This window comes from Tengunoibacter tsumagoiensis (assembly GCF_003967535.1).
GTDB classification, from domain to species: Bacteria; Chloroflexota; Ktedonobacteria; order Ktedonobacterales; family Ktedonobacteraceae; genus Tengunoibacter; species Tengunoibacter tsumagoiensis.
Map to the genome: position 1 here is coordinate 1,733,746 of NZ_BIFR01000002.1, position 16,381 is coordinate 1,750,126.

General features: G+C 52.9%; 2 protein-coding genes. Both read right to left on the reverse strand.

What is annotated here, in order from left to right; genetic code table 11:
- Positions 1 to 28 precede the first annotated feature (28 nt).
- Positions 29 to 8,914, reverse strand: a complete 8,886-nt coding sequence (locus EL628_RS27325; protein WP_126583144.1) for a type I polyketide synthase — start codon at positions 8,912 to 8,914, stop codon at positions 29 to 31.
- A gap of 5 nt (positions 8,915 to 8,919) precedes the next feature.
- Positions 8,920 to 16,317: a type I polyketide synthase gene (locus EL628_RS27330; RefSeq protein WP_126583145.1), complete on the reverse strand. Its 7,398-nt coding sequence runs from the start codon at positions 16,315 to 16,317 to the stop codon at positions 8,920 to 8,922.
- Positions 16,318 to 16,381: the final 64 nt, after the last annotated feature.

A 16,381-nucleotide genomic window follows, 5' to 3' on the forward strand; every position in this document is an offset into this window, starting at 1 on the left:
TTATGCAACTCATCATTCAACTGAGTGCTCACACAAATAATCTTTCAACATACAGTGCTTCATGTTCTATGATGGTATCGAGCTGCTCCAGTGCTGTTTCGATGGATTTTTGATTGTAGCGCTCCGAGTAGTGAAATTTAGCGATGATTGAGCGGATCACGCTCCAACTTTCGTGCACTTTTTTCAGCAGCTCGATACGATCTGGCTCGAGAGAGAGCTGCTCGACTTTATAGAGCTCAACTTTTTTGGCAGCTATGACTGTATTCAAGTCGGCAATGAGTTGCTCTGCGGCTTCCCATAACAGGTCGCGCGATCTTGCCACTCTGGTAAAATCTGTGCGGAAGCGAGCCAGTGCCCGTAGTCCATCAAGAAGCTGCTGCTGATGGAGGAGGCTATTCTGCTTAAATGTTTGCCTCAAGTCATGCTCAGTCAAGTCAACATGCGTGTTCTCAGCAGAGAATTCATAGTAACTTTCAGTCTGTGAACTATGAAAATGGTGAAGAAAACCTTCGTAGGCGTTGCGAACATCGCTGAAACGAATCTTTCGCTGTTCATATAATGGGCTATCCATGTGCTTGTGCTCAATAATGTCAAACAGCTGGCTGTCGCGATCATAGCCATAGAGCAGCAAGGTGTGAGGATGATGGATCTTCTGATAGGTATCGGGACGAATGGATTCATAGAAGCAGTCGACCCAGACAATGACCGGGCATCCTCGATAAATGGCGTGCAGGCTGGCCTCAATGACGTTCGCAACGCTCTCTCTGGTCACAAAGGTCATTCCTTGCGCCTGAAGAAGTGCCTCGATGGGCAAGACAGGCTCGTATACAGAGGTTAATCCAGAGCCAGGCTGACGCGGATCAGGATTGTAGGCGTATATGGTGCTATCGTTGACGAGAAAGGGCAGGATACTGCGCTTTGCATGTAACACAATAGGGAAAGCTGAGCTATAAAAGCAGTTTTTATAGATGAAGCTGTTGAAGGGTTCTATGCCTTGAATGAGCACTTGATGTTCATTCACTCCTTTGCTCGTCTCTTCTAGAGACTCAACAGCCTCAACACCATCCATTGCTGGAAGCGCTCCTCCCGTAAGATTCGCTGCATACTGGCGCACCGTTGGGTTGAGAAAAACGCTCTCGCCTTCTACAATGAGATGGTGTTTTTCCAGCTCTACCTCTAACCTGATTGCCAGGAGAGAATTTCCCCCCATGGCAAAGAAGCTATCATCAATACCTAGCTCTTCTACGCCCAGGACGTTTTTCCATAACGTACAGAGCAGCTCCTCCGTCTTGTTACGCGGCGCAACATAGACCTGAGGAGACGCAACATGAAGAGCCGTGTTGATGGGTAGCTGGATGAGTGCTGCGGCTGATGCTTGCTCCAGGGGAGTATAGTAGGCGGAGTGCTTTGTACGTTTGGTATCTAGTGAGCTCATACTCCATTGCAGTTCACCAACACTATCAGAACGGAGAGAAGCATCGCCTTGCCTTTCTTCTAATGGGACGGAGACCAGCTGTACTGCTTCTTTGCTTTCAGTCTTTGTGTCAACGGGCCGCTGTGGGAGGGGCTCATTATAGTAGATGGTCCCATAATAGGCTGAAGCAACGGCGCTGCGCACATCCAGGGTATAGACACTGTACTCATCGGAGTGGTGCGTTACATGCCAGTTGGTTCTGGTCAGAAACTCTTTGACAGGCTGATTTTTCGCGGTAGGATAGTAATGAGCAACCAGATGGGAGAGGTCATTCTTGCGACAATACGCCATTAAGGTCTCTAAGATGGCATCTTCGATATGCCGACCCAGCACACGACAGCTAAGCAGAAATGTGTCAATGTTCAGTTGCTCTCCTGAACGCCGGGCAAAGACGGTACCGGTCATTCCATAACTGCCAAAGCGATCCTCAACCTCCACAACCCAACAGGACATGTCTGGTTGAGCCATGAGATCCAGAATCTGGTGCTCGTTGCGCCGGATTGTGCTGAGATTAAACTGATTGGTACGTTGCGTCATCTGGGCTGTACGGAGAGCGTGCTTACGCTCAAGCAGAGTCATACTCATGCGGAGCTCTAGATCACGCAGAAAATCTTCGTGGGTAAGCACATCACCTTTTGCCTCTTGCCTCTGCCTTTCCGCACTATACAGAGCGCTTCGTTGCTGATCTTCATCGGTCACTTTGAGTCTGTCCAGCGCCCAGATGTGCTGTAAGAACTGGGGGATACATTGGACATCCTCGGGCAATTGAAGAGTCAAGACCTCTGGACAGTGGGTCATTATTTCAGCGCATTCGACCACGCTATCGTCAAACAGGATAAAACTATCCAGCCCCAGATTTAACTCCGCCGCCATCTCTCGCACGTTGTGGGACTTTGGCTGCCAGTTTATACGCCAGGCCACAAAATCGGTCTGTTTGAGCAGCATGGCTTCGTTCGTGGCGAAAACATCCCAGACATCTCGCTCATTATTTTTGCTACAAAGCGCAAGTAGAAACCCTTCCGCCCGTTTTTGAAGCAGAAATTGCTGAAATTCTATAAATGGTGCAGTAACGGCAATGCCCTCTAGTCCATCTTCACCAACGATCCCTTTCCACAAGGTGTTATCACAATCAAGGACAATAACTTTAAAGGACTGTTGCTGCAATGCCAGGAGATGTCGCGCAACCTCCGTTCCAATGACGGCATACACTTCTTCAGTAAAGGGAAGGTGTGCCGCTCGATCTGTCACTGGATCAAAGATGGTCTGGACCGCATAGTGCTGGACAAGCGAACGCACATCGATGAGAGAGACGTTCTCTAATTGCGCAAGCGCTTGCTTCCAGCGATAGGTGAGCATCTCGATATAGGTCTGTGTAAGGTCACTCAGGTTCGCTGCCCCCCCTGCTGGTAGCAGAGCCACAAGAGAGGGAATAGTTTTCGGGCTGTCTGTGAGAATCTTTACCAGGCGCGTAAAATGTTCTTCGAGTGTTCTCACTTGCATCTGTTCAGGTGAATCGTCGTTCCGTAGCCAATCTTCAAAGCGGATCAGGAGCAAGTTCACACCGGTATTTTGTGATAACAGACTGGATGGGTTCAGCAAATCTTGAAAAACCTGATTATAGTCAGACAATTGCACATTGATACGATAGCCAAATTGCTGGCCCCACCACTTTACATAGGGCTCGATAGGATCAACGGTAAAGGTGGCACTGACGACCAGGCTTATCTCCGGCAGGTCCTGGCTTTCTTGCTGCACGCTAGCGTTGGTGCGCAGTGCAGCAATCTTTTGCTCTTCAGCTGCCGTAAAAAGGTGCACATCTGCCAATCTGCACTCTGGCTTCTGACTCACAAGGTCGACCAGTGCGAGAAAGTGTGCAATAAATGCATCAATGGTCTCTCGTCGATAGAGTTGATCATTGTATTGCAAGACACACTTATGCTCTCCATTGTGCAGGTCAACGATGTCTAATTTGAGATCGAGCTTTGAAGTGTCCTTGGCAAACTCATACTCTTCAAAGATCAGTCCTTCTACGTCAAGCCTGATATTTGGATCATACTCATTGTGATAGATAAACATAGCGTCGAAGAAGGGATTTCGATCGCGTGGGATGCGCTGACTGAGCTTTTCGACGAGGAGATCAAATGGATAGTCCTGGTTATCGTATGCCTCTAAGAGAAGCTGGTGCGTCAGGACCAGGAATTGAGCAAAGGACCAGTCTATATCAATCGCGTTTCTCACCGGTAAAAAGTTTGTGAATAAGCCAATCAGGTTGGCTACATCGGTATGACGTCGCCCTGCAACGAGTGATCCAACCACCAGGTCAATCTGATCGGTGTATTTGTGCAATAACAGCGTATAGATACTATAAAAGACTGTATTGAGAGTGACGTTGTACTGCCTGGTGAGCTGGCGTAGCCTCTCTGTCTGCTCGGGAGAGAGCGTATAATGCACTGTCTTTCCGCTAAAATCTTGCATCTGCGAGCGAGGAAAATCCAGCGGCATATTCAAGGTGGGGATCACGGCATAGTTGTTGAGCCAGTACGCTTCCTGCCTCTGCACAGCAGGCGATGTCAGGAAACGCTGCTGCCACTCCGCGTAATCCTTATACTGGATTCTCAATGGAGGAAGCGGCTCGCCTTTGTAGAGCGCACAAAACTCCTTCACAAAGATATTCATGGAAGCACCATCTGCAATGATATTGTGCATATCCAGGAGCAAGGCATATCTTTGCGGGGCCAGTTGCACGAGTGTCACACGCAGGAGCGGCGCTTGTGCAAGATCGAATGGCCGCACAAATTCTTTAATGCAGTCATCGAGCGTGGTGTCGTTAGCCTGAAGGTATGCAGCAGAAAAGGTGCTATCTGTGTGGATGCGTTGAACTGGTTCACCATCAATAAACGCAAAGGTCGTTCTGAAAATCTCATGCCGTTTGATTAATCCAGCAAACACTGACTCAAGTCTCTCCCGGTCAGGGTTCCCATGGATGAGTAAGACCATGGGATAATTATAAGTTGTGCTCGCTCCAATCGCACGCTGAATGATATAGGTGCGCTTCTGGGCAGAAGAGAGCTTATAGTAGGCTTTTCCTTCCAGGGGATCAATGACTTCATGCTCTACTGTCTCTAATTGACGTATACGTGTACTTAATTCTCTGACTGTTGGGAAGTGAAAGATGTCATTTAGCTTGATTGCTACGCCGAACTCTTTGTGGAGTCTCGATACTAGAACAGTTGCTTTGAGCGAGTCTCCACCTGCATCAAAGAAGGTTTCTTGAGAGCCGGGTTTCTCGCCAAGGACATCGCTCCACACGTTTATCAATGCCTGTTCAAACTCATCGACGCTCCCCAACGCTGGCTCGCCTGGTCTTTCCTCTGCTCGCACGTTCGTGCCTGCTTCCGCCAGCACAACGACATCCAGACCCTGGAGCTGCGCGACAATGTGCTCCAGAAGCTGAATCTGTTGCGTGTCTGGCCTCCCTGCTGCTCTCTCGGTCACGCTCCCGATGGGCCAGAAGATGGTCTGCCAGGTAAGATTGTGAGCACTGATAATTTGTGTGGGGTAGCTGGCCGCTCGCTGAGAAGAGCTATCTGCGGCGGACAAAGAGGCTGGAGCAAGAATGATGGAAAAGGTAAGAGCTGTCTGACTGAGCACGTCATCAAGTATGTGCAGATGCATCTGTGTGTGTACTAAAGCTGTACTCTCCGAACCCATACCAATCCGCGTTTGGGGGACGTAACAGACTCCACGGATCGCGCCCAGAACATTCTGGATATGGGCGATGGCTTCTGTAAGCTTTGACTTGCTCGTTCGCTCTACAGGAAGGACAAGGAGTCCTGCGTAGATGGACTCCATGCGCTTTACGTACGCTATGGTTTGAGCGATTTCTCCTTCCTGCTCTGACCATTGATCACGAGACAGGAGAGCAGTATCGACGATGATGCAGACCTTTGCCCGACGTTGTATGAATTGCTCGACAAGATGCAGAAGAGAGGCGTCCAGGCCCGAAAAGAGATAGACGGCATCTGGCACAACGATCTCTGTGGCGGGCAGATCTGCAAGGCTGATGGGCTCTGCAACTTGTATCCACCTGTGTTGTCGCCGATAGGCAATGCATCCATTGGATGGCTCTGATACAATATCGGCAACAATACTCGTCATTTCTGGCCCATCTTGTGGAAGATGACCTGCCTCAATATCTATCGTCAGGCAGGTATCACGTATCTCCGTCCGCGTCCGAAGCCAACGTTGGACTACAATTCCTCTTGCACTGGTATTGTCACCACCAATCACATCCTGGCTACTACCTGTTACAAAAATATATCGCTGGGGCATGCTGGCTAATAGATGATGAGATACGTCTATAAGAAGAGATACAGTGCGCAACAGATCTGATAGGGTGCTGGCGCTATCTTCATTCAATGGAATGGTCTGTTCGTTTTCGATCCCCCATAAACAAAGAATGGTGAACGAGGCTTTTCTCTCTAGCTGTACTGCGGTGTAGAGGGCTTTGTAGTGTTCTTCTTGTGTTGGATCAATGAAAAAAATCGTGTCTTGCTCTCGCGCATAGTACTGCCGGCTAAAGACGGTAATTACTGTGTGCCCTTGCATCTTTAGACACTGAGCAATCTGCTCGCCAACACCAAAATTGTCCATAAATAGGATGAAGAGAGCAGCCTTGCCAGCTCGCAATTGACTTCTGGGCGCTCGTTTCCAGACCAATGTTGCCACTTCATGAGTGTCTTTTGAGGATGATGCTCTGGATAAAGGGCTGAAGAGAGAGTCGACTGGCTCATCAAGCCAGAAGCGTTGGCGTTCAAAAGGATAGGTGGGGAGCGAGAGCCGCTGCCGCTGCTCGGAGCGCAGGAGCTTGCTCCACTCCAGGTCAACACCAGCCTCCCACAGTCTCCCAATCCCTTTGAGCAGACAGGCAGATTCCGGCTGCTGATCCTGAGGGTGCCGCAGGAGACTGACGATGACGGACTCCCGTGTTGCTCGCTGGCTCTTGCGGGCAAAGGTGCTCAGGGTCGTGCCTGGTCCCACTTCGATCAGGATCGTGTCTTCGTTCTCGAAGAGCTGATCGATGCCCTGCCCAAAACGAACGGTCTGGCGCATGTGCTGCACCCAATAACGAACTGAGGTGGCCTCCTGCGCCTGCATCCAGCCTCCCGTCAGATTGGAGAGATAGGGCAGACGCGGCTCGGACAGCGTGACCTGGCGCACCTCCTGTTCAAAGGAGGCCAGGATCGGTTCCATCAGGACGGAATGGAAGGCATGCGAGGTCTGCAAACGTCGAAAGCGCCGCCCATCCTGCTGCAAGCGCTCCTCAAGAGCCTCGATCTCCGATGCTGATCCCGCCACCACGCACAACGCGGGTGCATTGCTGGCCGCCAGACTGAGCTGGCCCTGAAGATAGGGACGAAGCTCCCCTTCGGAGAGGCTGACGCTGACCATCACCCCGGGCTGCGCCTGTCCCATCAGGTGACCGCGCCGGATCACCAGTCGCAGGGCATCCTCCAGCGTCAGGACACCGGCCAGACAGGCAGCGACATATTCGCCCAGACTATGGCCAAGCAGACTGTGGGGACGAAGCCCCCAACTGATGAGCAGTTGGGCCAGCGCATATTCCACGCTAAAGAGCGCTGGCTGCGCCAGTTCGGTGCGCGTCAGTCGCTCCTGAGCCTCCGGGCTCTCCTGCGCTGGATAGAGCACCGCTTTGAGCTCGGACAGCCCGAGCGCCTCCGCCCGGGCAAAGCAGTCATCCATCACCTCCCGAAAGACTGCTTCCTGCTCATAGAGCTCGCGTCCCATGTTCAGGTACTGGCTGCCCTGACCAGGAAAGAGGAAGGCGATGGTGGGGGTCTTCTGTGATCTTTTGCGTGGCTGCTCCGGCGTGTGAAGCGCCTCGTCCATGGCAGCCATCGCCTCTGCCACTGACGAGCAGACCAGGGCCCGTCGGTTGGCAAAATGGGCTCGTCCGACCTGGAGCGTATGGGCCACATCGGCCAGCTTGAGATCGGGATGAGCCTCCAGATGCTGTTTGAGCCGGATGATGACCTGGGGCAGGGCCGTCTCGGTCCTGGCCGAGAGCGGCAGGAGCTGCCAGGGACGACTGGGACCAGAGGCGCTACGTGGTGGAGCCTCTTCCAGAATGATATGGGCATTGGTTCCGCCCATACCAAAGGAGCTGACGCCTGCCCGCCGTGGGCCCCCCTCGGTGAGCCAGGGCTGCAAGCGCGTGGCGACCACAAAGGGGCTATGGGCAAAGTCGATCTGAGGATTGGGCTGCTCATAATGCAGACTGGGCGGGATCTGTTGCTGCTGTAAGGCCAGGACCGTTTTGATAAAGCCAGCCACGCCCGAGGCGGCATTCAGATGCCCGACATTGGATTTTACCGACCCGATCTGACAGTAGCCGCGCTTCTCCGTCTGATAGGCGGCCTTGAGCGCCTCAATCTCAATCGGATCGCCCAGCACTGTTCCAGTGCCATGCGCCTCCACATAGCTGATGCTGTCCGGCTCTATATCTGCCACACGAAGCGCTGATCGAATGACTGCGGTCTGGCCCTGCGTGCTGGGAGCGGTATAGCCAACCTTTTGATTCCCATCGTTATTCATGGCTGAGCCCCGAATAACTGCGTAGATATGATCGCCATCCCGCATGGCTTCATCCAATAATTTTAGCACCACAATTCCTGCACCATCGCCAAAGACCGTTCCAGCAGCCTGAGCATCAAAGGCGCGGCAGTGACCATCTGGTGAGTGGATCATCCCTTCCTGGTGAAGATATCCTGTTTTTGCAGGGAGATTGATCGATACACCACCAGCGACAGCAAGCTTACATTCGCCACTCAATAGCGCCTGAGCCGCCTGATGAATCGCCACCATAGAGGTTGAACAGGCAGTCTGAATGGTCAGGCTGGGACCTTTGAGATCTAATTTATAAGAGACCAGAGTACAGAAATAATCTCTCAGGGTGAACGTTGCGGTTTCCAGCGTCTCTGCGTCTCCCGTCATATTCCCAGCAAATGCTCGAAACAACCACCATTCGTTGAACGCTGCGCCTGCAAATAGTCCTATCGATTTTTTGTGGGTACCTGGAGGATATCCCGCATCCTCAAGCGCTTCCCAGACGCACTCATGAAGCAAACGAACCTGGGGGTCCATATAGGTGGCTTCCTTTGGCGTATACTCAAAGAAAGTCGCATCAAACCCTTCAAGGTCTTCTAAAAAGCCTTTCGACCGGATATAGTTTGGTGCAGAGATCAGCCGCTGATCATTTCCCTGCTCTAATAGCTCTTTCTCAGAGAAGGTCGAGATCGTCTCTCGCCCATTTTTCAGGTTTTGCCAGTATTCTTCGAGGTTTCGAGCACCAGGAAATCTTCCAGACATACCAATAACGGCAATCTCCGAGCCATTATATCCATAGTCCTGTATGTTCATAGTGATTATTCATCCTCCTGCATTCTCCTTGAACGACGCCCGGCAACTCGCTGTCTCCCCTCAACAAGTTCCTCTTGTTGGATAGCATGATCGGTTTCCTGGTCAACGTCGCTAACGAGAAAGCTAGCAAGCAGTGCGATAGTGGGATAGGTGAAGATGGTTACGATGGGAATGTTGCGTTTCAATTTTTCCTGAAGGAGCCTGGTAATTTGAATGGCATCTAATGAGCTTGCGCCAAGCTCAAAGAAATTGTCGCGGACGCCCACCTGTTCAATGCGGAAAAAGTCTTTCCAGAGCTCAACCAGTTTCATCTCCATATCGCTCTTTGGCTCGATATAGGGATTTGCCAGGTCGGGACGAGCAAAAGAGGCAGTGTTCTGTCTCTCACGCTGCCTCTCGCCCGTTCCATGAATCCAGGTTCTAATTCGCTCGTTCAGGTCTGTGGTGGAGACAAACAACTGGCTCTCAAAACGAGAGGTCAAAATCTGTTGAAAGAGCTCTTCTCCTTCTTGATCTGGCACTATTGCTGTTGCGATGATGGATTGGCCAAATGCGGTAGAGGTGTCAACGCCTTCGAGAAAGGCCCAGGCATCCCAGTTGATACATAACCAGGGCGGACCATCAGTTTGATTCTGTCTCTGCACAAAGGTGTCAAGATACTGGTTTGCGGCGGTGTATGAGCAAAATCCAAGTCCACCAAGGGCGGTAGCAACGGAAGAGAAGAGTAGACAAAAATCAAGTTGCTTGCCTTGTAGTATGCGCTGGAGAACCTGAACTCCTTGTATCTTTGCTGTAAATTGTGCTTCCGCCGCCTCATGTGTGATCTCTTGAATGGCGCGGAATGTATCACCACCGGGCAGACCGGCTGAATGCACAACACCATGGAGTGTCTGATAGCGCGCTTCTATCTCGTTGATCACAAGCTGTACATCATTCTCATGAGCGATATCAACTTGTGCGACCGAGACCTCTGCACCATAGTGCTCAAGCTCTCTCAGTGCACAAATTTTGCGCGAGATATCATCATGTTCATCGTGCTCACGCACCCACTGCTCCCAGTCTGCTTGCGCCGGGAACCAGGATTTTCTGGTTAAGATGAGCCGGGCCTGATACTGTTTGGCAAGATACCTTGCCATTGTGAGTCCAATACCACCCAGGCCACCAATAAGTAAGTAGACACCATGCGTTCTCAAGAGAGGTTTCTGGCTCTTCTCTAAATGTACCGAGCGAAATTCCTGTATCCAACGATGCTTACCTCGATAGGCCACCTGAGCATCCGAAGACCAGGTAAGGCATTCCTCAATGATTCGTCCTGCAAAAGGCGCAGCAGTCTGTCCAGCAGGGTAATCGACATCGATCATTTTGCACTGGATGTTGGTATATTCTTGCGGAATAACCTTTAATGGGCCGAAAATTGTCGATTTCTCGGGGGTCAGTTGTTCTTGCCCTGTGATCTCGACCAGATCTCTGGTTATGACCGCAATCTTGATGGTTTTCTCGTTTTTCTGAGCGCCAATACTCTGTGCCAGATAGATCAGGCTGTAATATCCAGGCATTTGTACTTCTTCAAAGCTCAAGGATGCTGGTGCAACCCTGCTCCACAAATGAATAATGATCTCAGGTCGTTTATTTGCCGTAGCCAGATCGTTAAAGAGCACTTTGTAATCATTGGCCGAATGCGGATTGAGACGATAATGGTTTTGCTGCACTTGTGTATAACGAGCTCCCGTCTCAACCCGAATGATCTGTATACCATGGCTCATCAGTTGCTCAATCAATGATTCGCAGAGGTCTGAAGTGTCCTGGAACAATAAACAATGCGTTATGGGTGCAGCTTCTTGTGAGGAGGGCAGCATTGAACGTACCCAGGAAGGCTGGTAGAACCATTCGCTGATAGTGGTATTTTTCTGGGTACTCAGGTTTTTCTTGAGCGAGAGCCTCTCTTCATGAGGGGCTCCAGACTCAAGCCAGAAGCGTTGGCGTTCAAAAGGATAGGTGGGGAGGGAGAGCCGCTGTCGCTGCTCTGATCGCAGGAGCTTGCTCCACTCCAGGTCGACGCCAGCCTCCCACAGTCTCCCGATCCCTTTGAGCAGACAGGCAGCTTCCGGCTGCTGATCCTGAGGGTGCCGCAGGAGATTGATGATGACGGACTCCCGTGTTGCTCGCTGGCTCTTGCGGGCAAAGGTGCTCAGGGTCGTCCCCGGTCCCACTTCGATCAGGATCGTGTCTTCGTTCTCGAAGAGCTGATCGATGCCCTGCCCAAAGCGGACGGTCTGACGCACGTGCTGCACCCAATACCGCGCTGAGGTGGCCTCCTGCGCCTGAATCCAGCCTCCCGTCAGATTGGAGAGATAGGGCAGACGCGGCTCGGACAGCGTGACCTGGCGCACCTCCTGTTCAAAGGAGGCCAGGATCGGTTCCATCAGGGCGGAATGGAAGGCATGCGAGGTCTGCAAGCGCCGGAAGCGCCGCCCATCCTGCTGCAAGCGCTCTTCAAGAGCCTCGATCTCCGATGCTGATCCCGCCACCACGCACAACTCGGGTGCATTGCTGGCCGCCAGGCTGAGCTGGCCCTGAAGATACGGTTGAAGCTCCCCTTCGGAGAGGCTGACACTGACCATCACCCCGGGCTGCGCCTGTCCCATCAGCTGACCGCGCCGGATCACCAGTCGCAGGGCATCCTCCAGCGTCAGGACACCGGCCAGACAGGCTGCGACATATTCGCCCAGACTATGGCCAAGCAGACTGTGGGGACGAAGCCCCCAACTGATGAGTAGTTGGGCCAGCGCATATTCCACGCTAAAGAGCGCTGGCTGCGCCAGTTCGGTGCGTGTCAGCCGCTCCTGAGCCTCCGGGCTCTCCTGCGCTGGATAGAGCACCGCTTTGAGCTCGGACAGCCCGAGCGCCTCTGCCCGGACAAAGCAGTCGTCCATCACCGCTTGAAAGACCGCTTCCTGCTCATAGAGCTCGCGTCCCATATTCACATACTGGCTTCCCTGACCAGGAAACAGGAACGCGATGGGGGGGGTCTTCTGTGGTCTTTTGCGCGGCAGCTCTGGCGTGTAGAGCGCCTCATCCAGGGCTGCCATCGCCTCCGCCACTGACGAGCAGACCAGAGCCCGTCGATGGGCAAAATGGGCTCGCCCCACCTGGAGGGTATGGGCCACATCGGCCAGTACCAGCTCGGGATGAGTCTCCAGATGCTGTCTGAGCCGGGTGATGACCTGTGGCAGCGCCGTCTCTGTCCTGGCCGAGAGCGGCAGGAGCTGCCAGGGACGACTGGGGCCGGAGGCGCTAAGGGCCGGAGCCTCTTCCAGGATCACATGGGCATTGGTCCCCCCGATCCCAAAGGAGCTGACGCCCGCCCGTCGTGGGCCTCCCTCGGTGAGCCAGGGCTGCAAGCGCGTGGCGACCACAAAGGGGCTGTGGGCAAAGTCGATCTGGGGATTGGGCTGCTCATAATGCAGACTCGGCGGGATCTGGCGCTGCTGTAAGGCCAGGACTGTTTTGATAAAGCCAGCCACGCCCGAGGCGGCATCCAGATGTCCCACATTGGATTTCACCGACCCGATCTGGCAGTAGCCGCGCTTCTCCGTCTGAAAAGCAGCCGTGAGCGCCGCGATTTCAATTGGGTCGCCCATCACTGTCCCGGTCCCATGCGCCTCCACATAACTGATGCTTTCTGGCTCTACTTCCGCCATTCGTAACGCCGCTTGAATGACAGCGGTCTGACCCTGCGTGCTGGGAGCGGTATAACCAACCTTTTGATTGCCATCGTTATTCATGGCCGAGCCCCGAATAACCGCATAGATATGATCTCGATCTTTGACCGCCTCTTCAAGCCGCTTGAGCACGACCATTCCTGCTCCATCTCCAAAGACGGTTCCAACCGCCCGGGCATCAAAGCTGCGACAATGACCATCTGGTGAGTGAATCATGCCTTCTTGATAGAGATAACCAGACTTCTCCGGTAACGTCACGGTTACACCGCCAGCCAGTGCTATATCACTTGCACCTGCAAGTAATGATTGGCAGGCCAGGACAATTGTAACTAATGAGGTCGAGCAGGCGGTCTGCATCGTGACGCTGGGACCGCGCAAGTTCAACTTATATGAGAGTGCTGTGCTAAAAAATTCTCTATCGTTGAGCAACATGGTGCCAAATTGGTTAGCTCCTGTAAGTTTTTCGCCAAGGCGATACATCCACTCCAGGTTAGGGCTGGTACCAGAATAAACACCGATAAGCCCCTCATAGGTTCCCGGATCATATCCAGCATCTTCTAATGCTTCCCAGGCACACTCATGCAAAAGTCTGAATTGGGGGTCCATTATCTCTGCTTCTTTAGCGGCATAGTCGAAGAAGTTGGCATCAAAGTACTCTACTCCCCCAATAATGCCTTTTGCTTTCACATAGGCCGGGAGCTCAGCCACTTCTCTCGGGATCCCTACTTCTTCCAGTTCCTCGCTTGAAAACCAGGAAATGGTTTCGACTGCGTGGGCAATATTTTGCCAGAAAGCCTGCACGTTTGAAGCACCAGGAAAGCGCCCGGACATACCAATAACGGCGATATCTCTGGTTCGAACGCCAGAAGGCGCTAAGGGTGAGGCCGGTTGAGCTGAATGGGGGTGAGGAGGAGTGGTACTGGCAGCGGTTCCATCTTTTGTGTCGGTGGAGAGAGATAAATGGTTGGCTAATGCTCTTATTGAGGGGTAGGTGTAAAAAGAGACGAGAGGGATCTCCTGACCAAGTTTTTCAGAGAGCAATGAGCACAACTGTGAGATATCCAGCGAGGTCGCACCCAGATCAAAGAAGTTATCGCGGCTATCAATCTCTGTCAAACCAAAATGGGACTTCACAATCTCAGTGATGGTCTCGCTGAAGACGGTGGCAGAATGATCGCGAACCATAGCTGAGACTGTCTCCAGATAGGCTGTTTCCCTGTTAGACAGCCTTGTGGATGGTTCTTCTTTATTCTCCAGGATCGTGTCTGATCGGGTCATGACATCCCAGAAGATCTGGCGTTCAAAAGGATAGGTGGGCAAAGAGAGGCGGTGTCGTTGCTCATTCTGGGAAAAGGCCGTCCAGTCAATCTCCAGGCCTATCTCCCACAATCTGCCGACCACGGTCAGGAGATGAGCCTGTTCCCTGTCCTCATTGCCCAATATCATGAGGGATTCAGGAACAGAGCTGCGTATGTCCTCTCCCCTGCCCAGTACCAGGACAACACTTTCATGCTCCAGTAACGGTGGCATACTCTGAGAGACCGCTCGCATCTGCTGCACCCAATACCCTGGAGTAGCGATTTCTTTCGCCTGAGCCCATTCTCCAGTTACGCTGGAAAGTGTGGGAATGCGAGGCTCAGCAAATGAGACACGTTGTACTTCTCGCTCAAACTGAGCAAGCTCAACTTCGTTGACCATTTCACCGGGTCGGACCCGTCCCATGATCTGGCTATGTCGAATGACCATCTTCAAGGCATCCTCCAGCGTCAGGACACCGGCCAGACAGGCCGCGACATATTCGCCCAGACTATGGCCAAGCAGGCTGTGGGGACGAAGCCCCCAACTGATGAGCAGTTGGGCCAGCGCATATTCCACGCTAAAGAGCGCTGGCTGCGCCAGTTCGGTGTGCGTCAGCCGCTCCTGCATCTCTGCGCTCTCCTGAGCTGGATAGAGCACCGCTTTGAGCTCGGGCAGTCCATACGCCTCCGCCCGGGCAAAGCAGTCGTCCATCACCGCTCGAAAGACCGCTTCCTGCTCATAGAGCTCACGTCCCATATTCACGTACTGGCTTCCCTGACCGGGAAACAGGAACGCGATGGCGGGGGTCTTCTGTGCTCTTTTGCGCGGCTGCTCCGGCATGTGGAGCGCCTCATCCAGGGCTGCCATCGCCTCCGCCACTGACGAGCAGACCAGAGCCCGTCGATGGGAAAAATGGGCTCGTCCGACCTGGAGGGTGTGGGCCACATCGGCCAGTACCAGCTCGGGATGATCCTCCAGATGCTGTTTGAGCCGGATGATGACCTGGGGCAGTGCCGTCTCGGTTCTGGCGGAGAGTGGCAGGAGCTGCCAGGGACGACTGGGGCCAGAGACACTGAGGGCGGGAGCCTCTTCCAGGATCACATGGGCATTGGTCCCCCCGATTCCAAAGGAGCTGACACCTGCCCGGCGTGGTCCCCCCTCGGTGAGCCAGGACTGCAAGCGGGTGGCAACCACAAAGGGGCTGTGGGCAAAGTCGATGCGGGGATTGGGCTGTTCATAATGCAGACTGGGAGGGATCTGGCGCTGCTGCAAGGCCAGGACCGTTTTGATAAAGCCAGCCACGCCCGAGGCAGCATCCAGATGTCCGACATTGGATTTCACCGACCCGATCTGACAGTAGCCGCGCTTCTCCGTCTGATAGGCGGCCTTGAGCGCCTCGATCTCAATCGGGTCGCCCAGCACTGTCCCGGTCCCATGCGCCTCCACATAACTGATGCTTTCTGGCTCTACTTCCGCTACATGAAGTGCGGCCTTAATGACTGCGGTCTGGCCCTGCGTGCTGGGAGCGGTATAGCCAGCCTTTTGATTGCCATCGTTATTCATGGCTGAGCCCCGAATAACCGCATAGATATGATCTCGATCATTGACCGCCTCTTCAAGCCGCTTGAGCACGACCATTCCTGCTCCATCGCAGAAAACAGTTCCAGCTGCCTGAGCGTCAAAGGCTCGGCAATGACCATCTGGCGAATGAATCATACCCTCTTGATAGAGATACCCGGCTGAGGTTGGCATATTTATCGATACGCCACCTGCGATGGCAATATCAGTCTCTCCGCTTAATAGCGCCTGACAGGCCAGGTGAATTGCAACCAGGGAAGAGGAACAGGCCGTATTCATTGCCAGGCTCGGTCCACGCAGGTCTAATTTATATGAGATACGAGTGGTAAAATTATGATCGTTCAGGAGCATGGCTTGAAATAATTCAGCTGTTTCTTTTAAGCTTTGTAATGCAGTTGCGGACCAGAAGATATTGTTGCTTGCTCCAGCATAGAGTCCAATTAAAGCTTCATGCTGATAAGGCTGATAGCCTGCATCTTCTAATGCTTCCCACACGCATTCGTGGAGCAAACGATATTGTGGGTCCATCAACTGGGCTTCGCGGGGAGTATAATCGAAAAAGGCAGCGTCAAACTCTTTGACGCCACGCAAAAAGCCTCCTGCTTTCACGTAGCGTGGATTATTCATGAGTGCTTGATCGACGCCAGCCGCGCTTAACTCATCATCATTTAATGATCTAATGGACTCAATGCCATTGCGAATGTTCTCCCAAAACGCAGTCACGTCATCTGCACCGGGAAACTTCCCGCTCAGACCAATGACTGCGATTTCCAGACCTGTTGCATTCGTGTTATCACCACTCATGGATATTTTTTCCTCCACTGCTGCTTATTCCGCTCATGATCTTCTGCTATGCGCCTTTTTATTC